The following is a 20171-nucleotide window of genomic DNA, read 5'->3' as shown; positions in this document are numbered from 1 at the left end:
CAGGCAGATTCAAGGGTGGCCCGCCGAACCTCACGATAGATGATTCACGCGGAAGGTTCGCTGCTGTCTATCGACGTCACTGCCCAGGAGACGACGGAGGAGGACATCGACGACGTCCTCGAATCGTTCATCGGGGGACGCGGCGTCGGCACGAAGCTGGCGCACGACCGCATCCCGTTCGACGCCGACCCGCTCGGCATCGACAACCGAGTGGTGTTCGCCGCCGGGCCGCTCCAGACCTCCCAGATGAGCTACACCGGCCGGATGTCCGCGACCGGGCTCTCTCCCCTGACGAACGGCCTGCTCTCGTCGAACGCCGGCGGGTTCGTCTCCCGGCCTTTCGTCGAGACGGGCTACGGGGCGGTCGAGGTCACCGGTGCGAGCGACGACCTCGTGGGGCTCCACGTCACCGACGAGGGCGTCGAGTTCGAGGCCGTTCCGAACCTCGAAGGCGCCATCGTCGACGATGTACTCGACTATCTCGATGACGAGCACGACATCGGTGCAGAGCACACGATGGTCATGGGGCCGGCCGGCGAGAACGAGGTGCGGTACGCCTGCATCATGACCTCCGAGTCGCGGGCGTTCGGGCGCGGTGGACTCGGGGCGGTCCTCGGCTCGAAGGGCGTGAAGTTCCTCACGTTCGACGGTGATTCGGCCCCCGACGTGGGGCTCGACGAGGAACTCGCCAGCGAGATTCACCAGGAGGCCGCCACGTCGGGCTCCCCGATGAAGGACGCCGGCACCGTCTCCGTCTCCGACTACGCCAACGCCGTCGGCGCGCTCCCCACGAGGTACTTCGAGGAGCTGCAGTACGACAAGGTGGGGGACATCGGGTCGTCCGCGGTCATCGAGCACAAGTACAAGAAGGGGACGTGCTCGTCGTGTGCGTTCGCGTGCAAACTCCCGACCCGTGACGAGGAGAGCGGGCTCGAAACCGAGGGGCCGGAGTACGAGACGATGATGGCGTTCGGCTCTAATCAGCTCGTGGACGACTTCGTCGCGCTGATGAAGTCGAACGAGCTGTGTGACCAGCACGGGCTCGACACCATCTCCTGTGGCGACGCCATCGCCGCCTACCTGAAGGCCGAAGACGAGTTCGGCAACACCGAGCTCGTCCACGACCTCATCGAGCAGATCTCCCGGCGCGAGGGCGTGGGCGACCTCCTCGCCGAGGGGATCGACCGCTTCCACGAGGAGCTCGGCGTCGAGAACTGGACGATGAAGGGGATGGAGTTCGCCGCCCACGACGGCCGCACGCTCAACGGCCAGGGGCTCTCCTTCGCGACCTCGAACCGTGGTGCGGACCACATGTACGCCGAGATGTACCAGCTGGAGTACCCGCTGGTCGCCCCCGAGAAGGCGATCGACTCCGACGGCGTCGAGGGGAAATCGGAGCGGCTCATCGAGCAGGAGAACAAGAACGCCGTCCACGACTCGGGCGTGCTCTGCAAGTTCTCGTACTCGAACATGACCCCCGAGCGCTACGCGCGGCTGTTCGACACGGACTGGGAGACCATCATGGACGTGGGGAGCACCATCGTCGACCTCGAACGTCACTTCAACAACCAGCGCGGGTTCGACCGCTCGGACGACGACGCGCTCCCGTACGACATCGACGGGCTGAGCGAGGAGCTCTCGAACTACTACGACCTGCGCGGGTGGAGTGACGACGGCGTCGCACCGGACCCGCGTTCCGGTGGCAGCCCCGCTCCGGCAGACGACTGAGTCACTCCAGCTCGTCGGGCGACGGCGACCCGTCGTCGTCGTTCCACGCGGTCCGGCCGTCCCCGCCGCCGGTCTTGTAGACGCCGCGGGCGCTGGCGATATCGGTTCCCTCGTCGTCCGTGACCGACACGTTGACGGTTGCGACGCTGCTGCCGAGCCGGACCACGTCCGCGCTGGCGTGGAGGGCCCCGCCGGTCGCGGGTGCGAGGTAGTCGATGCGCATGTCGATGGTCGGTGCCACGTCCTCGACGGCCGCGACGACCGCCGCTCCCCCGACCGTGTCGGCCAGCGTGTAGGCGACGGCCCCGTGCGCGACCAGCGTGTTCGGGTTCGAGGAGTGTTCGTCCGCCAGCGACAGCACTCCCTCGGCGTGGCCCGGCTCGGCAGTCGTCAACTCGACCCCGACGTGATTGGCGAACGGCATCTGGGCGAAAGCTCGCTCGACGTCCATACCTCGCGGTCCGCGGCGGGCGGCTTAACCCGTCCGACTCGGCGACAGGCTGGCGAACAGGTGGCCCGACGACGCGCTCGTGGACGGGTGGGCCACACATCCGCCGTAGTCCGTCCACGTCGACCGCTACGTCACGGGGACGGTGGTCGCGGGTCCGTACTTGAACCTTCGCCGGCTCACCCGAGTTCGTCGAGTGCGTCCTCGTAGAACGCCTGCTCCGTGTCCGCGAGGTCGGCAACCCGCTCGCTCGCCTGCTCTAGCAGGTCGCGCTGCTCGTCGGAATCGTCGGTCTCGCTCGCGGCGTACAGCACCTCGCTCGTCGCGGTCCACTCGCTCGCGATGTCGTGCATTCGGGTGTCGAACCCGTCGAGGCCGACCGAGTCGGCCCACGTGTCGAGGAACGGCGCGTAGAGGCCGCGGAACGCGCCGCCGCCCGTCCCGCGGCGCTCGATGTTCTGGTAGGCGAACCGCGCGGTCCACGTCGGGTCCTCCAGGTCGGTCCAGTCCGGGAGGTCGGCGGCGAGTGCCCGGATGCCGGGGACGCCGGCCGTCCCGAAGCCGAGTTCCCGCTGGGATCCATCGGGGTCGAGCATGTAGCTCGCCGTCTCGGTGAGGGCCTCGCGGACGGCGGCCTCGGTGTCCGGTCGAGGAGTGCCGTCGACCGCGAGCCAGCGGTTCTGCAGCGGTATCACGTCCTTCGAGGCCCACGCCGCGCGGAGGGAGTCGAGCGCCAACGGCTGTATGTCGTCGAACTCCGAGTCGGCCATGTACGCGACGCCCGTCGACCCGTCCGGGGCCTCGCGGTTCTCGTCGTAGCCGACGACGAGCAGCGAGTGGGGGGCGAAGTGCGTGTCCGTGTCGTAGTAGTCGAGGTAGTAGAGGTCGACGAACAGCATCACGGGCGAGCCGTTGTCGAGGCGGTCGGTCACCTGCGCCCACGCCGTCGCCCAGTCATCGCCCTCGCGGTCAGTGTGCGGAATATCGAGGTGGTCGAAGAAGGCGCGTTCGAGCCACAGCGGCCGGCCGACGAACATCCGCCACGGCGAGGTGGGAAGCTCGAAGTACGTGAACCCGAGGCCCGAGGCGAGCCCGAAACACTCCGGTTCGGAGAAGCCCCAGCCGTAGTAGTCCGACAGGTCGCGCAGGGAGGTGGAGCCGCAGTGGGAACCGGCGGCGTGGTGGAACCCGTCTAGCTGCATGGCTCGCCGGTCTCTGCGCGAGCGGATAACGGTTCGGGACTCAGACCGTCTTGACGAGCCCCTGTACGTCCTCGCGTGACATCTCCTTGTCGTGTGTCTCTTTCGCGTGTTGCTGGACCATCTCGATGAGCTGGTCTTCGGACTCCGAGCGGATCATGAAGTCACAGTCGTAGCCGGCCTCTCGGCAGGTCAGTTCGTGTACCATCGATGTACCACCGGTAGCTGATGGCGCCGGGTTAGGGGTAGTTATGGGCCGCTTGTGGGCCGCGTTGCCGGGCTTACTCACCGCCGTCGTCGTGGAGACCCTCGTGGAACGCCAGGGCCTGCTCGACGGTCATCGTCCGCCACTCGGCGTCCTCGCCGTCGCGGACCTGTACCATCCCGTCCGGGATGTCGGCGTCGACCGTCTCGGCGTGTTCCGTGACTATATGTTCGGCGTACTGTTCGTCTGCGGCCTCTCGCGACGGGGCGATGGCCTGCCACCCACAGCCCTCGTAAGCGCACCGTACCATGCTGTTCTGCTGTGGCGCACGGGAGTCGTCGAGATAAACGTTCGCCTACAGTGGACAAATCGGTACGTAGCTGACTGGTATCCAGCCAAAACGAGGGAAAACGACGCGGCGCCGTCAGTTCGGCAGCGAGAACTCGATGGCCGCGCCTTGGCCGAAGCCGACACACTCGGTCGCGAGGCCGAGTTCGGCGTCGCGCTTGTGCATCTCGTGGATGAGCGTGACGGGCAGGCGTGCGCCGGAGGCGCCGAGCGGGTGGCCGATGGCGATGGCGCCGCCGTTCACGTTGTAGATGTCGTCGTCGAAGCCGAGCTGTTCCTGCGAGTAGAGACACTGAGAGGCGAACGCCTCGTTGAGTTCGACGAGGTCGTAGTCGGATGCCGTCGTGCCCGAGCGCTCGAACAGCTGCTCGCACGCAGGGACCGGCCCGATGCCCATGACTTCGGGCTCGACGCCGGCGACGGCGTTGTTGCCGACCTCGGCCATGATTTCGAGACCGTGTTCCTCAGCGAACGCGCGCGAGGTGAGCATGAGTCCCGCGGCGCCATCCGAGATCTGCGAGGCGTTCCCGGGCGTGACGCTGCCGTCGGCGGCGAACACGGTCGGCAGGCCCGCGAGCTTCTCGGCGGTGGTCCCCGGTCGAAGTCCCTCGTCCTTCGTGATTTCCTCCTCACCGTTGTCGATGGGGACGATCTCGTCGTCGAAGCGTCCCTCTTCCGTGGCGGCGACGGCGCGCTGCTGGGAGCGCGCGGCGTACTCGTCCTGCTCCTCCCGGCTGACGTCGAAGCGGTTGGCGACCTCCTCGGCCGTCATCCCCATCGAGAGCGCCGCGACGTTGTGGTAGTCGTTGAGGCCGGGGTGGATCTGGTTGTTCTGGCCCATCTTGACGCGCGACATGTTCTCGACACCACCGGCGATGATGCAGTCACGCTGGCCGGCGCGAATCGCGTCCGACGCCGAGATGATGGCCTGCGCGGACGACGCACACCAGCGGTTGATGGTCGTCGCGGGCGTCTTCTCGCCGAGGTCGGACATCAGCGCGATGACGCGCGCCATGTTGTTGCCCTGCTCCTCGCGCTGCTGGGCACAGCCCCACATCAGGTCGTCGACGTCCTCGCCGGTGAGGCCGGTCTCGTCGAGCATCCGGTTGATGAGCGGAATCGAGAGGTCCTCGCTTCGCACGTCCGCGAAGACACCGTCCTCTTTCCCCTGTGCGGTTCGGTACGCCTTGACGACGACTGGGTCCGTGTCGCTCATACACGTGGGTTAGTCCCCTCTATGTTAAATTCTCCCGTCTTTGAGCTAATTGCTGTAAGTTCTACCCGGTATTGACTTACCACACGGTAATGACCGGGTGGTTTACGGCAGAGCGGTGGGCGCCTGACGCCTCGCGGCGGTATCCGCGCGTGACGACGCGCTTATTGCTCGCAAGTCCGTACGTCGCTGGAGATGAGTAGCCCCGAGGTCGACGTCGTCGAGTTCCTCTTCACCGCGCACGTCTACAGCGACACCCCCGAACTGGACGAGCGGGACCTTCCGCCACAGTATCGCCGGGTGTTCTGGACGGACGGTGAGGTCGAGCGCCCGCTGACCACCACCAACTCCAACACCGCCGCCGCCACGGGCATCGACCGCCCGTGGGACGCGGTCAAGGGGCTGATGTTCACCGAGCGGGACGACTTCTCGGGGAGCATCTCCTTCACCGACGAGTCGATGGCCGAACAGTGGCTCCTCGACCGGCTGGAGCCCCAGCAGGTGCAGGAGAACCCCACGCTCGCGTACGCCTACGGCGACCAGTTCGGCGTCGAGTACGAACACGCCCGGCAGGCGAACCGCCCGATTCACGCCGACCGGGTCTGGATAGACTCCCTGCTCGAGGAGATGTTCGACGAGGAGGAAGAGGAGATGCTCGACCTCGTCGAGGTGCGCGCGCCCGAGGAGATCGAGATGACGCTCGACGAACTCGTGCTCACGACCGACCAGGAGGACGAGATTCAGAAGGTGATGAAAGCCATCGAGCACCGCGACTACCTCGCGCGCATCGGGCTCCGCGAGATCGGCAAGCTCCTGTTCGTCGGGCCGCCGGGCACCGGGAAGACCTCGGTCGCCCGCGCGCTCGCCCACCAGCTCGACCTCCCGTTCGTCGAGGTGAAGCTCTCGATGATCACGAGCCAGTATCTCGGTGAGACGGCGAAGAACGTCGACAAGACGTTCGAGGTCGCCAAACGACTGTCGCCGTGTATCCTCTTCATGGACGAGTTCGACTTCGTCGCGAAGACGCGCGCCTCCGACGAGCACGCCGCCATCAAGCGCGCGGTCAACACCCTCCTGAAGTCCATCGACGAGGTCTCGCTGATTCAGGACGACGTGCTCCTCATCGGGGCGACGAACCACCCCGACCAGCTCGACTCGGCGGCGTGGCGCCGGTTCGACGAGATCGTCAACTTCCCCAAACCCGACCGGGGCATGCGCTCCGACATCCTGCGTATCGTCACCCGCCGGATGACTGTCGACGACTTCGACCCCGACGAACTCGCGGACCTCACCGAGGGGCTCACGGGCTCGGACCTCCGACTCGTCCTCCGAGAGGCCGTCCTCGACGCGCTCACCGAGGAGCGGATGACGCTCACCCAGGAAGACCTCCGGCGAGCCATCGAGGGGTTCGAGGAGCGGGACAACCTGAAGAACATGGACATGATGGACGGGGACGCCGATGCGCTCGTCGCCGGCGACGGCAGTGGTCACGACCACGACCACGACCACGACCACGACCACGACCACGACCACGACCACGACCACGACCACGACCACGACTGACCCCGTTCCCGCCGGAACCGACCGGTCGTCGACCTACCTTCGACCGCATCGAGCGTCCGTCGTCGATTCGACGTTTTTATACCCCTGTTCTAGGAATTCAGTCGCGATTTAGTCCCGTAGTAGACAATCTTTATCCGAGTTGCTGGACGTTCGTCACACGAAATGGCAGTCTCCGACAATCCGTCCAGCGTTCTCGTAGAACCCGGTGAATCGTCCAGTTCTGTCCACCTGCGGTGTCCAGCCTGTCCCGACGGCACGATGCACTGGGACGCGGCTGGCAGCACGAACCGCTGTCCCGACTGCGGGCTCCACACGGGGTGAGTCGATGTCGACGACCCAAACGGCGGTTCCCGAGTGGCCCGGCTACGCCGGCTGGTTCGGCCTGCTGCTGGCGATGGTGTGGCTCCTCGACCCGGCGGCGTTCACCGGCCCGCTCCCGGCGGTGACGCTCGCGCTCGCGGGCTGCTGGCTGTTCGGCCTCTACCGGCACGTCCAGCACACCTGGGGCGCGTCCCTCGAGGGAGGGCCTTAGTTGTCATAATATTCGATAAACACTACCGAACTGGCCGTATGAAAGACTTTTACACCATAGTCAACCAATCACACGAGTATGAACCGCGCTGAAAGTACGTTCGTCCAGAAGGCGTGTGCCTACCTCACCCGACCGACGGGCGAACTGTTGGTGTTCGAGAGCCCCGAACACGACGGCCTGCAGATTCCGAAGGGGACGGTCGAGTCGGGCGAAACCCCGCGAGAGGCCGTCTTCCGCGAGGTCGCCGAGGAGAGCGGGCTGGGGGCGTTCGGAGAGGTCCGCCAGCTCGCGAGCGACGTGTGGCTGCGCCGGGACTCACGGTGGTACGTCCGCCACTTCTTCCACTCGGTCGTCCACGACGCACCCGACAGCTGGACGCACACGATCACCGACGGCGGCGGCGAGGACGGCCTCGAGTTCGAGTTCTCGTGGGTCGACCCGGCGACGGCCGGCGCGTTCGCGCTCGACCTCGACGAGTACGTCGACCTACTGTATCCACATCCCGCGTGAGCCTCAGTCGGTGCTGTCGCCCTCGAACAAGACAGCGCAGAGCTTCTCGTGTCCCGACCGTAGGTGCTGTGAGACGGTGGCGTCGCTGATGGCCAGCACCTCCGCCACGTCGCTCGCGGTACTCGACCGCGGCCAGTCGTAGTAGCCCGCGAAGTACGCCGTCTCGAGCGTCTGCCGCTGTCGGTCGGTCAACTGCGCTTCGACGGTGCTCACGTACTCGATGCGACTTCTCGACTCCCGGATGACCTGCCGCTGCGTGACGAGCGAGATGCCCGAATACCGTTCCTGGAGGGCCTTGACCGCCGCTCGAACGTCGCTCTCCGACGGGAGTTCGACCGTGACGACCGCGTTCTGCCCCCGGATAGTCACCTCGCGGACCACGCCGCCGTGCGTCGTGAGCGAGGAGATCGCAGGGGGTTGGTCCAGCAGTACTTCGTAGAGGGAGACCCCGTCGTCGCTCTCGACAGGTCGGAAGCGGCGAACCGTGTCGTCGTCACCCTGTTCGAGGAACGCTCGCACCGAAGACTGGTCCAATCCGGTGGCGGTCAGGTAGAGGAGGTACTGCCCGTTCTCGTAGGGGATGGTGCGGTCGACCCGGAGCGTCGGCGGCTCGTCGAGTGTCGACTCGATACCGTCGCCCACGTCGGGCAGCGCCAGTTCGAGTTCGACCGCGCTCTCGGCCATGAGTGCGTCCTTGCGCTCCAGCGACGCGATGGCGTGGCCCATGCTCTCGCCGAGCTGTGAGATGACGGTTCGCTCCTGCTCGTTGAACGCGTTCTCGCGCTCGGAGTAGAGGTTCAGCACGCCGTACTGCCGGTCGTCGTACGTGATGGGGATGGCGGCCGACGAGCCGAACCCCGCGTCGTCCGCCGCCGCCCGCCACGCCTCGTGTTCGTACTCGTCGGTCCGCTGGAGCACCTGTATCTCACCTGTCTGGAGGGCCGTCGCCGTCGGCCCACTGACCGCCTCACCCTCGCGGTACGGAATCGTGATCTCGTCGAGGTAGCCCTCGTGTGGGCCGGCGCTCGCCCGGGCGACGACTTCGCCAGCAGCCGTATCGACCTCGCCCGTCCACGCGAACGTGTAGGAGTCGGCCGCTGCGAGGTTTTCACAGACCCGTCGTTCGAGGGCTGCCCGCGTCTGCGAGTCTATGATGACCTCGTTGATGTCGCTGACCACGCCGTTCAGGTCGACGAGTGCTTCCAGTCGGTCGCGCTGGTCGCGAAGTTGGCGCGCCTGTCGGCGTTCTTCGGTCACGTCGTGGGTGTACACCACCACACCGTCGACGTACGGGTCGTCGTGCAGGTTGCGGCCGCTCACCGCCATGATAGCTTCAGACCCGTCCCGACGAGGGAGGGTGAGTTCGCCACTCACGGTCGACACCGCACCGTCGAGCAGGGCCTGTATCCGGTCGAGGACTGCCGGCCGTTCCTCGGCGAGGCAGTCGAAGAAGTTCCCACCGACTACCTCCGCCGGTTCGTACCCGAGCACCTCTTCGACCGAGGGCGTGACGTACGTGATGGTGCCGTCGGAATCCACGATGGCGTTCACGTCGGTCGACTGCTCGGTGACCACCTCGTACCGCTTGAGTCGGCGTTCGTAGGCTCGTCGGTCGATGGCGGTCGCGAGCACGTTGGCGACGCTCTCGACGAACGACACGTCCTCCGGGTCGTACGCTCGCGGCGACGTGTCGTGGGTGCCGAGGACGCCCCACGGCTCCTCGACCGTCCCGATGACGACGCTGATGCCGCTCCGAACGCCGTGGTCGGTCAGCAGCGGCGGCCCGGAGAACCGCGTCTCCGCATCGAGGTCGTCGACCACGACCGGCTCGGCGGACCGGAGCGTGTACCCCGCCTGTGACTCGGTACCGACTCCGACCGTCGCGTCGCCGACGTACCCCGGCTCCCAGCCGACGCCAGCACGCAGCAGCAACGCCTCGCCGCCGTCCTCGAGGTCGAGGACCTTGCAGAACTCGGCGTCGAGCGTCTCGGCGACCGTGGCGACGACGTCGTCGAACAGGTCGTCGAGGTCCTCGCCCTCGAGTGCTCGGCGGCTGAGTTCGGCGACGTACGCCTGCTGGTCGATGCGGCGCTCCAGTTCCTGCTCGCGTGCCTTCCGCCTGGACACGTCGCGGACGACGCCGATGCGCTCGCTCGCTCCGTCCCGCTCGATGAGTGCGAAGCGGGCTTCGGCGGGGAACGTCGACCCGTCGGCGCGACGGAGCGGCGCTTCGATGGATGGGACCGTCGACTCACCGTCGACCAGTTCGGCTTCGAGCGTCTGGGCCCGTTCGCTGGTCTCCTCGTCGATCACCAGCGAGACGTGCGCCCCGAGCAGTTCCTCGCGGTCGTAGCCCGTCATCTCGGCGTACTCGCGGTTGACCATCGTGAAGTGCCCGTCCCGGTCGACCGTGTACACCCCATCGTTCATCGTCTCCACGATGGTCTCGTACCGCTGGAGCCGGTGGTCGCGTCGCTTGTGCCCCGGGTCGTGGGTGTCGTCGGTTCGGTCCGTGTCACCGACGGTCGCCGCCGAGACGTCCGCGTCGGCCCCCGGCTCGTCGGGGGCTGCAAGCAGCGTCACTCCAGTCTCCGAGGGATGGGCGCGAGCACGATACGTCGTCCCCTCGACGGGTGGAAGCGAGACCGTCGTCGGGGTGTCGGCTTCTGACGCCTCTCGAAGCGAGTTGGCGACGGAGGAAGACGACAGGTCGGGCCACGCCGCCCAGAGGTGGTCACCGCGCAGTTCGGCACGCGAGGTGCCGAGCAGGGCCGCGCCGGCGTCGTTGAGGTAGGTGATCCGCCAGTCGTCGTCGACGGACAGAACCGGGTCGTCGACGCGCTGGAGGGTGGATATCGGTTCGCTGCCGGACGTGGAATCGCTCGCCATGATGCCCGAGTCAACTCGTACCTGTTGCACTCCGTCAGCCCGCAAAAGCCTTCCTGCGCTCGCTCCGGGCAGCTACCCCGTCGCGTGGGTCGCCCCCGTGCAGTCTGGTCGAGTGTCACCCTACCACCGTACCAAATTATTTTGGAATTACTACTATCCCCGCTCGTCCGGTCTAGACGGACAGGTTCGGGAAGCCGCGTGGACCGAAGCGACACCCACGACCCGCTCCACACGACGAAATGTTCAGGAAACTCTACATCAGACTCAGCGACTCACTCGGCGACGAGACGGTTCGGGACGCCACCGAGCGAGGTACCCAGTCCGCAGGCGCACCCGCGGACCGAAACCGTGGGACCGACGAGGTCCGGACGCGGTCGGAACTGCTCACCGAAACCGGGTACGAGCCAGACACCTACGTCGAAAAGCTACTCGCGAGCAACGACGGCCGACTCCGACAGTGTTCCATCTGCGACGCCACGCGACTGTCGGCGTCCACGACGAGTCGGCTCCTCTCGGAGATGGAGGCCGACGGGCAGGTCGTCCGAATCACCACCGGCCGCGAGAAAGTCGTCTGTCTCCCCGAGCACGCACCGGACATCGACAGGCGCGCCTCGACCTGACGCCCCGCCGCCCGCTGACGCGCGCTCCCTCCTCCCGCTGACGTTCGGCCCCCTCCTCGCCCACCGCGGTGCTTTTCCCCTGCCACCCCGTCGTCGGTACCGATGGAGGTCACGCTCCTGGGAACAGGTGATACGACTGGGACGCCGACGCCGGGCTGTCGCTGTGAGACCTGCGAGACCGCCCGTGAGCGAGGCGTCGAGCGCACGCGATTCTCGGTCCACGTCCGCAACGAGCGGACCGACCGCTCGCTTTTGGTCGACGCCTCCCCCGACTTCCGCTATCAGTTCCTCGAACAGGAGGTCCCGCTCCCGAGTGAAATCCTCGTCAGCCACATCCACTTCGACCACCTCGACGGCCTCGGGAACGCCTACCGACTGCTCTCGGGGGTGCCGGTCCACGCCGCGGACGAGACCGACCCGGAGACCGGCCAGTCGGTCGTCGAGACCATCGCGGAGAAGTACGACTACCTCGACGCCGTGACGCCCACGCCACAGACCCCCTACGAGCCGTTCGAGGCCTGTGGCTTCGAGGTAACGCTGGTGCCGGTCGTCCACCCACCGCTCGTCTGTTACGGGGCCGCAATCGAGGACCCCGAGACGGGCGCGAAGCTCTCGGTCACGGGCGACACGAACTTCGCGGTCCCCGAGCGGTCGCGCGAGGTGCTCGCCGACGCGGACCTGCTGCTCGCCGACGGCATCGTCCCCGCGCATCTCTGTGAGTACCACCCCCTCGGCGGCGACCACCTCGACGCCGATGGGACGCCCCGGACGTTCGGTACCAAACACATGACAATCGAAGGCGCGCGGGCGCTCGCCGACGAGCTCGACGCGACGGAGACCCGAATCGTCCACGTCTCGCACTTCGTCCCGGCCGACGAGGCGTTCGCCGACGGGCTCGCGGTCGACGGCGAACGCTACGTGCTGTGACTCAGGTCTCGACGGCGAACGCCTCGACCTCCTTTCGGTCCTTCGGGACCAGAAACAGCAGGTCGTTGTCGTCGGTCTCGACGACCTCCAGTCCGGTCTCCTCGTCCCAGCAACACACGCTCCACTCCCCCTGTTCCAGTCGCTCCCAGACGTCGCGGTCCCCGTAACAGCGACCATCGCTCCCCCGGTAGTCGCTCATATTCGGACGTACTGGCGCCAGCAATATAATGTCTCACCCTGAAAATCCTGATGAGTATTCGCCGTGAAATGAACGTTCGTCTATCGAACATGAACTGCCCGGGGGTCGAGCCGCGAAGAAGTGCCGGGTCAGTCGCGAGTGAGGAGCCCGACGCCCAGCAGGGCGACGAGGGCGACGAGCAGGCCGAAGCCGGCACCGTCACCCGGCGTCGGTGGCGTCGGCGTCGTCGCCGTCGCGGTGGCGCTCACCGTCGACACCTCCCGAATCTCGTTCGGTCCCACCGCGTCGATGGCCGCGGCACACGCCTCCTGGTCGGCAGTCGAGAACACCGGTGCCCCCTGGATCGAGTAGGTGCCGCTCGCACCGAGGTCGGCGATGGTCGGGCCACGCCGCACGTCGTCGTCTCCCACCCGGACCCGCTCGGCGTCGTAGACGAGCCACGGCGAGTACACCTCCCAGACGACCTCTCCAGTGGGGGTGACCTCCAGCACGCGGTTGTTCCGCGAGTCGACGACGAGCGTGTTGCCGTTCGCGAGGCGGTCGGCGTCCCGCGGCCACGCCAGCGACGCGTCGGAGCCGAGCGTCCACGTCCGCTGCCACTGGTCGCCCTGCTTCTGGAACTCGACGATGCGGTCGTTGTCCGAGTCCGCCACGAGCAGCGTGGGCGTCCCGTCCTCGCTCTCGAGATACTGCGGGTTGTGCTGGCGCTTCAGCGTCCGGAAGTCGTTGTCCGACCCGAGTTTCAGTTCGATGTCGCCGGTCTCGATGTCGACGAGGATGACCTGGTCGAGGTTCCGGGGCGACAGCAGATAGTGGCTCCCGTTGACGCGGTCGATGTCGTTGACGTGCGTCCAGTCCTCCTCGTAGGGGCCGCCCGTCTCCGGGTCGTAGTGGTCGCGGAACAGCCACTCCTCCTCGAAGGAGTCGGTCGTTCGGTTGTAGATAACGAGCCGGTCGCTGTTCGTCCCGTTCGCCTCGTCGTAGTTCCGCATGTTCGCAATGGCGATGCGGCCGTCGTCCAGCAGGTCGGCGTCGTGGGTGTCGGTGATGTTCACGCGCTCGACCCACACCGTCTCCTGTGTCCGTGGGTTGAACTCGTACATGAGCGTCTTCCCGTGGCCACCCTCGCGGAACGTTCCGACGACGAACAGGTTACCGTTGTCGAGCGGGTCGACGTCGTAGCCCCAGATGACGTCCTCGGGGCCGCCGTGGACCCACTTGAGTTCGCCACGGGGACCGACCCCGACGAGCCGTGCGGGCGTCTTGTTCCGGCCACGGGCACCCTGCACGCTGATGACGGTCGTACCGCCGGCGGGTTCGACCATCGTGCCGGCACATGAGGTATCCGCGGACTGGGCGCTGACGGCGACCGCCGCCCCGGTCGGGACGACGAGGAGGAGGGCCACGAGAAACGAGAGGCGGCGCATATCCGGGATGACGACGCCTCGGGTATAGGTTTTCTTAGATTCAGTCGACGAACGAGTCGAGCCCTGCCTGCCGCCGACCCGCACCCGACGGGTCACGCACCCACGGTGAGTGCTCGTCGCGGAGCGCCGCCACGTCCACCTCGGGACCGTCGCCCGGTTCGCAGTCGCAAGCGTCGGCCGGGCGGACGTACCGTCCCTGTCGGGTGCAGTACGGCAACCCCGGCACGCCCGCGACGGGCCGGTCCTCGACGTGGGGGCAGTCGGGGAACGGCACCCGCCACCCCTTCCCGTAGGCGCGCTCGGCGATGCGGCGACGATACCGCGCCTTCTCGGCAGCCGAGACCGGGCGCACGTCGGTCCGTTCGGGGAACTCGTCGACGACCTCGATGCCCGTCTCGGCGGCGGCGAGCGGTGTCGGCTCGCGAACCACCTCGTATCCACCCTGGGGGTCGACCCGCCATACGCCCACCTCGGGCGGGATACGGTTCAGGTGCGCACCCGTGACGTGGCTCTCCGTGGCCAGAATCACGCGGTCGAACAGCGCGAGCGAGACGTCCTTCCGGAGCTGGAGTTCGAGATCGCCGGGTCGCCCGAGGTCGGGTTTGTTCTCGATGCCGACCAGCCCCGCGAACCAGTCGTCGGGGTAGCGCGCGACGGTCCGGACGTACGCCTGCCCGTCGCGGCGCTCGCGCTGGAGGAACCCGATGTCGAGCCCGCGGGTGACCGCCGCGTCCGCGTAGCCGGAGTCGCCGAGGACGTTGACCGGCCGACGTGCCCGCCCCGGGCCGAGGTCGGATTCGAGCAGCCGGTGAGGGATCGCCTCGCTGGTGAGCCGCGTCCGCGCGTCGAAGCCGGGGCCGGGCTCGACGACTACGACGTCCATCACCCGGGAGCCGTGGACGCCCCCCGCCAGCTGGCGGGCGAGCAGGTGCCCCTCGCGTTCGAGGTGGGCACAGACGGCCAACTCGAAGTCGAACTCGCGCACACCCGGAGTCGGGCCGCCGCGAGCAAAAGCCTCGCGGGGTTTTTCGTTCGGCTCCGTGTACGGTGGAGTATGCGCTGGGCCGAGCTGTTCGCCGAGGCCGAGAGATACGAGACGACCGTCGACGCCATCGAGACGGCACTCGCGGAGCGTCGAGACGATGACTGAGCCGACCGCCGAACCGAACGTCGCCCGGGTCGTCGCAGACGCCGACGTGCTCGCGGCGGACCTCTTGGCTGGCGGACCGGCACGCGACGCCCTCGACCTCGTCCGCAGTCACTCGTGGGTCGAACTCGTCGCCTCCGACGAACTCCTCGACGACTGTGAGGCGGTCGTCGCGACGCTCTCGACCTCGAGTCTCGCCGCCCGCCACCGCGAGAAACTCGACGCCCTCCGCGTGCGCGTCGAACAGCCGCCCGACGACCACCCGGCGCTCGCCTCGGCGTACCACGGGACCGCGGCACACCTGCTGTCGTTCGACCCGAAGCTCCGGCGGGCGAAAGCCGGCGCGGCACTCCGCAAGCGCCTCGACGTGAGCGTGAAACACCCGCGTGGGTTCGTAGCACTGTTCGACCCAGAGCGCCTCTGGCCCGAAGTCGGGGAAGGAGAATATCCGGGACCGGACCAGGACCCACGCGGCTAGCGGGAGTCGGTGCCAGTCAGTGATTCAGGTCCGCGGCGAGCCGTCGCGTCACCGACCGCGGGAGCAGTTTCGTCAGTCCCGAGAGCAGTTTGTACTCGATACCGGGGACGACGACGGCCGTCCCGTTCGCCAGTCCCGAGATGCCGGCTTCGGCCACCTCGTCGGGCGTCTGCCAGCGCAGCAGCCCGCCCGCGTCGGGGTCGCCGATGGGAACGTCGTCGTTCCCGGCGCGCTCCTGGAACTCGGTCTCGACCGGGCCGGGACACAGCGCCGTGACCGTGACGCCATCGTCGTCGAACTCCTCGTGGAGCGCCTCCGACAGCGACAGCGCGTAGCTCTTCGACGCGTAGTAGACCGCCATGAACGGCCCCGGCTGGAACGCCGCAGTCGAGGCGACGTTGAGCACGCCGCCGTGGCCGCGCTCGCGCATGTCTCGACCGAATAGTTTGGTCAGGTGTGTGGGTGTGGCGACGTTCAACTCCACCTGTGTGAGTTCCTGGTCGAGGTCGGTATCGAGGAAGTGGCCCTGCGTGCCGATACCGACGTTGTTCACGAGGTAGTCGATCTGGAGACCGCGCTCCTGCACCTCGTCGTACAGCGCCGTCCGGCCCTCGCGGCTGGCGAGGTCCTGTGCGACGACGTGCGTCTCGACGCCATAGCGTGCCGCGTAGGTGTCGGCAGCCTGCCGGAGTTTTGCTTCGCGGCGAGCCACGAGCACGACGTCGTGACTCCGCTCGGCGAACTGTCGTGCCAGCTCCGCACCGATACCCGTGGACGCGCCCGTCACGAGCGCGGTTCCCTGTTGCATATCCGCGAATACGGTGTTCGGGATGTAGCCCTTCTGCTAGGCGAGATGTTTGCGCATCTCGACGACCGGCAACCCGCCCGGGCTCTCACTCTCGTGCAGCCGGTCGTAGCCCGCCTGCTCGTAGAACCCGACGGCGTTCAGCGACGACTGGAGCGCCAGCGTGTCGACACCTCGACCGCGGGCGAACCCCTCCAGCTCGGCGAGGAGCGCGGAGCCCACGCCCGCCCGGGCGTGGTCGGGGTGGACGTAGACGGCGTGGACCGCTTCGGCCTCGATGGCGAGGTGGCCGAAACCCGCGACCTCGCCGTCGCGGACACAGACGGTGAAGTGCTGGGCCGGCTCGTCGACCGGATAGCCCTCGGGCGTTCGTTCCCCGCGACTCGACCAGCGGTCGACCTGTTCGGGAGTGTAGTGGCCGGGGCCGAACGCCTCGACGGCGTCGCTGTGGAGGTCGGGGAGTGCCTGAGCATCGTCGGGGGTGGCAAGGCGAACGTACACGTCCCCGAAGTTCGGGTGGACGCACCTCAAACCGCCCGGTCAGGCAGGTGGGACTGCGTGACGCATCGTTCGCTACCGCTCACGATGCCACGGTCGCAGCAACGCTGCTCCCTGATTTGCTTCGCTATCGCTCAGCAAACCACTCCGCGAATTTGGCGAGCGCCCGCCCTCGATGGGAGATGGCGTTCTTCTCTTCGGCACTCATCTCCGCGAGCGTCTTGCCGCCGTGCTCGAAGATGGGATCGTACCCGAACCCGCCGTCTCCCCGAGGTTCGACGATGGTCCCGGGGACGGCTCCCGTGAAGAGTTTGACGGGCACGTCGCCGCCCGCGACCTGTGCGTCGGTCGTCGCGCTCCCGCGTGCGTCGGCCGCGAGGTCCTGCCCACGACGCTCGCCACGGTCGACGGGCTCGGGTGTCGCCGCGAACTCCTCGCCGTCGCAGTAGGCGATGACACACCGGAACTGCGCGTCGAGCGTCCCCTCCTCGCGGGCGAGTCGGCCCACGCGTTCGACGCCGAGCGTGTCCTCGACGTACGAGGAGTACGGCCCCGGGAACCCGTCGAGGTCGTCGATGAACAGCCCGGCGTCGTCGACGATGACCGGCTCCCCCGCGTGAACGAACGCCTCGCGAGCGCCGTGCGCGGCCACGGTTTCGAGGTCCTCGGCCTGCACCTCGGTGTAGTCGTAGTCGAGCTGGGTGACGTCGTCGTCGAGGTACTCCAGCGCCTCGCGGACCTTCCCCTCGTTCGTCGTGACGTAGCGGAGGCTCATGCGCAGGTGTTCGGGGCTCGGAGTAAAGGCGCGTCGAAAGCGGGTTGACTCGTCGCCGGGTGCCACGACGGCGACTTCAGTCGGACTCGCTACGCTCGTCCGACAGCGTTCGCGCGCGGCGGGGCCGCGCGCTCACCACTCAGTCGTCGACGAGGACTTCGACCGGCTCGTCCGCGGGTTCCTCGTCGGCCTTCTTCGCCGACTGCGACTGCTGGTAGTAGAGCCCACCGGCGACGAGGAGGACGACCCACGACCGCCAGTTCGCGAGGTTCAGCGTGTAGCCGACGCCGAACGGCTTCTCGACGAGCATCCCCTCGCCGGGCTGCCAGTAGGCGGAGAGCATCCGACCGATGGAGGGCCGCTCGAAGTTGTACGGGACACCGAACAGTTCTCCAGACTGTGGTTTGTCTGCCATGTCCCGGCGTACGTCGGCCCCGGTGAAGGGGTTTCCGGTGGTCGGCATCACCTGCCACCCAACACGGTTGCCACCCGGACACCGCAGAGCCGCCGCGAGCCGTTCCCCGGACTACTGATACCGCCCGCGACCTTCGATTTCGCGCAACTGCTCGACGACGCGCTCGTCGCCCACCTCTCGGTATGCCGCCTCGAACGCCGCCTGGAGCGCGTCGGCGTCGTCGGCCGTCCCGGCCAGCGACTCCGCGAACACGTGGAGGTCCATCGCGTAGTCCTCCACGTCCTCGGTGTAGTAGCCGAGGCCGAAGTCGATGAGGTACGTGCGGTCGTCGTCCACGCGAACGTTCCTGGGGGTGGGGTCCCCGTGGACGACGCCGGCGGCGTGACAGGCCGCGAGGTGGCGCCCGAGGTCGCGGACGCGCGACTCGACCAGCTGCTCGCGGAGGTCGGCGTCACCGACGCGCTCGAACGTGAGTGCGGCGTCGTGGTCGTCCACGTCGTAGACGACGGGGGTCGGCACGCCCTCGCGGCGGGCTTCGCTCGTCAGCCGCGCCTCGCTGCGCGTGCGTTCGCGCCGGAGTCGCTCGTCGAGTGCGGGGTGGCGATACGACTTGGCGACCCGTTCCTTGCGCACGCGCTCGCCGATGGAGACGAGCGCCTCCGCGCCCCGGACCTCGCTCGGGGTCGCGGGGAGTCGTCGGGAGTCCTGCTTGCCCCGCCAGGTGACGGGCACCTGGTCAGGCCGGAAGTCGGGGTCGACGGCCGACTCGTCGATGGCGATGGTGTCGCCCGCGTCGTACATCTTGGCTCCCAGCACCGCAATCATCCCGGCGTTGTCCCGCAGGAAGCGGGGCTCGGGCGCGAAGAACTCGGCGCCACGGGCCTCGCACATCTCCGTCAGCATCTCTCGGAGTCGCGCGTTCTGTCCCACACCCCCACCCAGCACGAGCTCCTCGCTGTCGGTCAGCGAGAGCGCGCGTTCGCTCACTTCGGTCAGCATCCCGAAGATGTTCTCCTGCAGCGAGAAACACACGTCCTCGACCGGGACGCCGTCGTCGACGGCCTGTTTGGCGGCGCTCATGATACCCGAGAACGAGAAGTCCATCCCCTTCACGACGTACGGGAGGTCGACGTACGCGCCCTCTTTCGCGTGGGCTTCGACTTTCGGGCCGCCGGGGTGCGTCCAGCCGAGGTGTCGGGTGAACTTGTCGATGGCGTTCCCCACGCCGGTATCCATCGTCTCGCCGATGACGCGGTAGCGGCCGTTGCGATACCCGAGCAGGTGGGCGTTCGCGCCGCTGGCGTTGAGACACACCGGGTCCTCGAACCCGGAGCGATGCCGTCCGATTTCGAGGTGTGCGACCATGTGGTTGACGCCGACGAGCGGCACGTCGAGCGTCCCGGCGAGCGCGCGGGCCGCGGTGGCGACGATGCGGAGGCAGGGGCCGAGTCCGGGTCCCCGGGAGAACGCGACGGCGTCGATGGTGTCGTCGCCGGCCTCGGTCCGTATCGTATTCACTACCGTCGGGACGGCCTCGCGCATGTGTTCGGCCGCCTCTCGGGGATGGATCCCACCGCTGTCCGGCTCGTAGGCGTCCGACTCGATGGACGTCTCGTCGGTAGCCGAGTCGTAGAGCGCGGCGCTGGCACACCACGCGGTCCCCTCGATTCCGAGTACGCGGGTCATGGTCGCGTAGCTCTCCGGGCAACAGGCAGCACGAAAGAACGGTCGGTCATCGGACCCGTGACGGGACTACTCCTCGGTCTTGAACTCGGTGTAGCTGCACTTGCCGCAGTGCAGGCGGTCACCGTGGTCCGCGAGGAACGTGTCGCCACAGCGGGGGCACGTCTGCTTGTCGGTCGTGCCGTCCTCGTTGTAGTACTCGTGGCGGCCCATCAGGCTTCAGCCTCCTCGTCACCCTCGTCCTCGTCGCCGAGGATCTTGTTGCGCTCGAGCAGGTACTCCTGTTCGACGTCGGCGGCGCTCTCCGCGGACTCGTACACCTTCGCGTAGCCGATGGTCTTGCGCATCCCGTACTTGGTGTCGAGCCGGTGGACGACGACCTCGTTGGAGTCCTTGTTCAGCTTGGCGGCCAGCGAGTCGCGAACCGAGAGCCGCGACGGGCTCGCCTCCTCGTGGACGATCTGGAACCGGACGTCGGTCCGGTGTAACATGGGGTTCTCCGTTTCGGAGATGATGTCGATTTCCATGGTTCGTTGTCCGTTAATGCCGCCGAAGCGCGTAA

General features: G+C 67.5%; 23 protein-coding genes. 7 read left to right on the top strand and 16 right to left on the bottom strand.

Features of this window, described 5'->3' with window-relative positions:
* Positions 1-39 precede the first annotated feature (39 nt).
* Positions 40-1728 (top strand): aldehyde ferredoxin oxidoreductase C-terminal domain-containing protein, encoded by a 1689-nt coding sequence (locus NL126_RS11830; protein WP_255195081.1) that lies wholly within the window; start codon positions 40-42, stop codon positions 1726-1728.
* Between the two features lies 1 nt (position 1729).
* Here NL126_RS11830 and NL126_RS11825 read toward each other — a convergent pair whose 3' ends face one another.
* From NL126_RS11825 to NL126_RS11805, 5 genes are all read right to left on the bottom strand, one after another.
* Positions 1730-2179: a PaaI family thioesterase gene (locus NL126_RS11825; RefSeq protein ID WP_255195080.1), complete on the bottom strand. Its 450-nt coding sequence runs from the start codon at positions 2177-2179 to the stop codon at positions 1730-1732.
* Between the two features lie 176 nt (positions 2180-2355).
* Positions 2356-3378: a BtrH N-terminal domain-containing protein gene (locus NL126_RS11820; RefSeq protein ID WP_255195079.1), complete on the bottom strand. Its 1023-nt coding sequence runs from the start codon at positions 3376-3378 to the stop codon at positions 2356-2358.
* A gap of 40 nt (positions 3379-3418) precedes the next feature.
* On the bottom strand, positions 3419-3583 hold the full coding sequence (locus NL126_RS11815; protein WP_255195078.1) for a DUF1059 domain-containing protein: 165 nt from the start codon (positions 3581-3583) through the stop codon (positions 3419-3421).
* Positions 3584-3656: 73 nt separating this feature from the next.
* Entirely contained in the window at positions 3657-3890 is a 234-nt protein-coding gene (locus NL126_RS11810) for a hypothetical protein (RefSeq protein ID WP_255195077.1), read from the bottom strand.
* Positions 3891-4004: 114 nt separating this feature from the next.
* On the bottom strand, positions 4005-5144 hold the full coding sequence (locus NL126_RS11805; protein WP_255195076.1) for a thiolase family protein: 1140 nt from the start codon (positions 5142-5144) through the stop codon (positions 4005-4007).
* 192 nt (positions 5145-5336) lie between these two features.
* Here NL126_RS11805 and NL126_RS11800 point away from each other — a divergent pair, with 192 nt between their 5' ends.
* The 3 genes from NL126_RS11800 (at position 5337) to NL126_RS11790 (ending at position 7746) form a co-directional block, all read left to right on the top strand.
* Positions 5337-6704, top strand: coding sequence for an ATP-binding protein (locus tag NL126_RS11800; RefSeq protein WP_255195075.1), 1368 nt, complete (start codon positions 5337-5339; stop codon positions 6702-6704).
* Positions 6705-7029: 325 nt separating this feature from the next.
* Positions 7030-7236 (top strand): hypothetical protein, encoded by a 207-nt coding sequence (locus NL126_RS11795; RefSeq protein WP_255195074.1) that lies wholly within the window; start codon positions 7030-7032, stop codon positions 7234-7236.
* Positions 7237-7314: 78 nt separating this feature from the next.
* Positions 7315-7746 (top strand): NUDIX hydrolase, encoded by a 432-nt coding sequence (locus tag NL126_RS11790; protein ID WP_255195073.1) that lies wholly within the window; start codon positions 7315-7317, stop codon positions 7744-7746.
* 3 nt (positions 7747-7749) lie between these two features.
* On the opposite strand, the gene NL126_RS11785 is transcribed toward NL126_RS11790, so the two are convergent.
* Positions 7750-10635, bottom strand: a complete 2886-nt coding sequence (locus NL126_RS11785) for a PAS domain S-box protein (RefSeq protein ID WP_255195072.1) — start codon at positions 10633-10635, stop codon at positions 7750-7752.
* A 239-nt stretch (positions 10636-10874) separates the two neighbouring features.
* Here NL126_RS11785 and NL126_RS11780 point away from each other — a divergent pair, with 239 nt between their 5' ends.
* A complete protein-coding gene (locus NL126_RS11780; protein WP_255195071.1) occupies positions 10875-11255 on the top strand; it encodes a helix-turn-helix transcriptional regulator in 381 nt (126 codons plus the stop codon).
* 102 nt (positions 11256-11357) lie between these two features.
* Positions 11358-12182 (top strand): MBL fold metallo-hydrolase, encoded by an 825-nt coding sequence (locus NL126_RS11775; protein ID WP_255195070.1) that lies wholly within the window; start codon positions 11358-11360, stop codon positions 12180-12182.
* A gap of 1 nt (position 12183) precedes the next feature.
* Here NL126_RS11775 and NL126_RS11770 read toward each other — a convergent pair whose 3' ends face one another.
* From NL126_RS11770 to NL126_RS11760, 3 genes are all read right to left on the bottom strand, one after another.
* Positions 12184-12381: a hypothetical protein gene (locus NL126_RS11770; protein ID WP_255195069.1), complete on the bottom strand. Its 198-nt coding sequence runs from the start codon at positions 12379-12381 to the stop codon at positions 12184-12186.
* Between the two features lie 128 nt (positions 12382-12509).
* A complete protein-coding gene (locus tag NL126_RS11765) occupies positions 12510-13808 on the bottom strand; it encodes an aryl-sulfate sulfotransferase (protein WP_255195068.1) in 1299 nt (432 codons plus the stop codon).
* A gap of 40 nt (positions 13809-13848) precedes the next feature.
* The gene (locus NL126_RS11760; protein ID WP_255195067.1) at positions 13849-14793 is read right to left on the bottom strand and encodes a DUF5787 family protein; all 945 of its coding nucleotides are present in this window, start codon (positions 14791-14793) and stop codon (positions 13849-13851) included.
* A gap of 157 nt (positions 14794-14950) precedes the next feature.
* Here NL126_RS11760 and NL126_RS11755 point away from each other — a divergent pair, with 157 nt between their 5' ends.
* A complete protein-coding gene (locus NL126_RS11755; RefSeq protein ID WP_255195066.1) occupies positions 14951-15433 on the top strand; it encodes a DUF7384 family protein in 483 nt (160 codons plus the stop codon).
* 16 nt (positions 15434-15449) lie between these two features.
* Here the strand turns inward: NL126_RS11755 and NL126_RS11750 are convergent, their stop codons facing one another.
* From NL126_RS11750 to NL126_RS11720, 7 genes are all read right to left on the bottom strand, one after another.
* The gene (locus NL126_RS11750) at positions 15450-16241 is read right to left on the bottom strand and encodes an SDR family NAD(P)-dependent oxidoreductase (protein WP_255195065.1); all 792 of its coding nucleotides are present in this window, start codon (positions 16239-16241) and stop codon (positions 15450-15452) included.
* Between the two features lie 36 nt (positions 16242-16277).
* Positions 16278-16739 carry a GNAT family N-acetyltransferase gene (locus NL126_RS11745; RefSeq protein WP_255195064.1) on the bottom strand — a complete coding sequence of 154 codons (462 nt, stop codon included), beginning with the start codon at positions 16737-16739 and terminating at the stop codon, positions 16278-16280.
* A gap of 124 nt (positions 16740-16863) precedes the next feature.
* A complete protein-coding gene (locus tag NL126_RS11740; protein WP_255195063.1) occupies positions 16864-17511 on the bottom strand; it encodes a non-canonical purine NTP pyrophosphatase in 648 nt (215 codons plus the stop codon).
* 139 nt (positions 17512-17650) lie between these two features.
* Positions 17651-17926 (bottom strand): DUF5808 domain-containing protein, encoded by a 276-nt coding sequence (locus tag NL126_RS11735; protein WP_255195062.1) that lies wholly within the window; start codon positions 17924-17926, stop codon positions 17651-17653.
* A 111-nt stretch (positions 17927-18037) separates the two neighbouring features.
* Positions 18038-19612 (bottom strand): bifunctional N(6)-L-threonylcarbamoyladenine synthase/serine/threonine protein kinase, encoded by a 1575-nt coding sequence (locus tag NL126_RS11730; RefSeq protein WP_255195061.1) that lies wholly within the window; start codon positions 19610-19612, stop codon positions 18038-18040.
* A 66-nt stretch (positions 19613-19678) separates the two neighbouring features.
* A complete protein-coding gene (locus NL126_RS11725; RefSeq protein ID WP_255195060.1) occupies positions 19679-19822 on the bottom strand; it encodes a 30S ribosomal protein S27ae in 144 nt (47 codons plus the stop codon).
* Positions 19822-20136: a 30S ribosomal protein S24e gene (locus NL126_RS11720; protein ID WP_255195059.1), complete on the bottom strand. Its 315-nt coding sequence runs from the start codon at positions 20134-20136 to the stop codon at positions 19822-19824. The genes NL126_RS11725 and NL126_RS11720 overlap by 1 nt, the downstream gene beginning before the upstream one ends.
* Positions 20137-20171: the final 35 nt, after the last annotated feature.

Source organism: Halorarius litoreus, assembly GCF_024362405.1.
GTDB classification, from domain to species: Archaea; Halobacteriota; Halobacteria; order Halobacteriales; family Haloarculaceae; genus Halorarius; species Halorarius litoreus.
Note: the sequence above shows the minus strand (reverse complement) of the source record. Positions and strands in the feature narration are given on the sequence as shown.

Excerpts from the sequence above, each read along its gene's own strand:
- NL126_RS11830 (WP_255195081.1), top strand. The coding sequence starts at position 40 with ATGATTCACGCGGAAGGTTCGCTGCTGTCTATCGACGTCACTGCCCAG.
- NL126_RS11825 (WP_255195080.1), bottom strand. The coding sequence starts at position 2,179 with ATGGACGTCGAGCGAGCTTTCGCCCAGATGCCGTTCGCCAATCACGTC.
- NL126_RS11820 (WP_255195079.1), bottom strand. The coding sequence starts at position 3,378 with ATGCAGCTAGACGGGTTCCACCACGCCGCCGGTTCCCACTGCGGCTCC.
- NL126_RS11815 (WP_255195078.1), bottom strand. The coding sequence starts at position 3,583 with ATGGTACACGAACTGACCTGCCGAGAGGCCGGCTACGACTGTGACTTC.
- NL126_RS11810 (WP_255195077.1), bottom strand. The coding sequence starts at position 3,890 with ATGGTACGGTGCGCTTACGAGGGCTGTGGGTGGCAGGCCATCGCCCCG.
- NL126_RS11805 (WP_255195076.1), bottom strand. The coding sequence starts at position 5,144 with ATGAGCGACACGGACCCAGTCGTCGTCAAGGCGTACCGAACCGCACAG.
- NL126_RS11800 (WP_255195075.1), top strand. The coding sequence starts at position 5,337 with ATGAGTAGCCCCGAGGTCGACGTCGTCGAGTTCCTCTTCACCGCGCAC.
- NL126_RS11795 (WP_255195074.1), top strand. The coding sequence starts at position 7,030 with ATGTCGACGACCCAAACGGCGGTTCCCGAGTGGCCCGGCTACGCCGGC.
- NL126_RS11790 (WP_255195073.1), top strand. The coding sequence starts at position 7,315 with ATGAACCGCGCTGAAAGTACGTTCGTCCAGAAGGCGTGTGCCTACCTC.
- NL126_RS11785 (WP_255195072.1), bottom strand. The coding sequence starts at position 10,635 with ATGGCGAGCGATTCCACGTCCGGCAGCGAACCGATATCCACCCTCCAG.
- NL126_RS11780 (WP_255195071.1), top strand. The coding sequence starts at position 10,875 with ATGTTCAGGAAACTCTACATCAGACTCAGCGACTCACTCGGCGACGAG.
- NL126_RS11775 (WP_255195070.1), top strand. The coding sequence starts at position 11,358 with ATGGAGGTCACGCTCCTGGGAACAGGTGATACGACTGGGACGCCGACG.
- NL126_RS11770 (WP_255195069.1), bottom strand. The coding sequence starts at position 12,381 with ATGAGCGACTACCGGGGGAGCGATGGTCGCTGTTACGGGGACCGCGAC.
- NL126_RS11765 (WP_255195068.1), bottom strand. The coding sequence starts at position 13,808 with ATGCGCCGCCTCTCGTTTCTCGTGGCCCTCCTCCTCGTCGTCCCGACC.
- NL126_RS11755 (WP_255195066.1), top strand. The coding sequence starts at position 14,951 with ATGACTGAGCCGACCGCCGAACCGAACGTCGCCCGGGTCGTCGCAGAC.
- NL126_RS11750 (WP_255195065.1), bottom strand. The coding sequence starts at position 16,241 with ATGCAACAGGGAACCGCGCTCGTGACGGGCGCGTCCACGGGTATCGGT.
- NL126_RS11740 (WP_255195063.1), bottom strand. The coding sequence starts at position 17,511 with ATGAGCCTCCGCTACGTCACGACGAACGAGGGGAAGGTCCGCGAGGCG.
- NL126_RS11735 (WP_255195062.1), bottom strand. The coding sequence starts at position 17,926 with ATGGCAGACAAACCACAGTCTGGAGAACTGTTCGGTGTCCCGTACAAC.
- NL126_RS11730 (WP_255195061.1), bottom strand. The coding sequence starts at position 19,612 with ATGACCCGCGTACTCGGAATCGAGGGGACCGCGTGGTGTGCCAGCGCC.
- NL126_RS11725 (WP_255195060.1), bottom strand. The coding sequence starts at position 19,822 with ATGGGCCGCCACGAGTACTACAACGAGGACGGCACGACCGACAAGCAG.
- NL126_RS11720 (WP_255195059.1), bottom strand. The coding sequence starts at position 20,136 with ATGGAAATCGACATCATCTCCGAAACGGAGAACCCCATGTTACACCGG.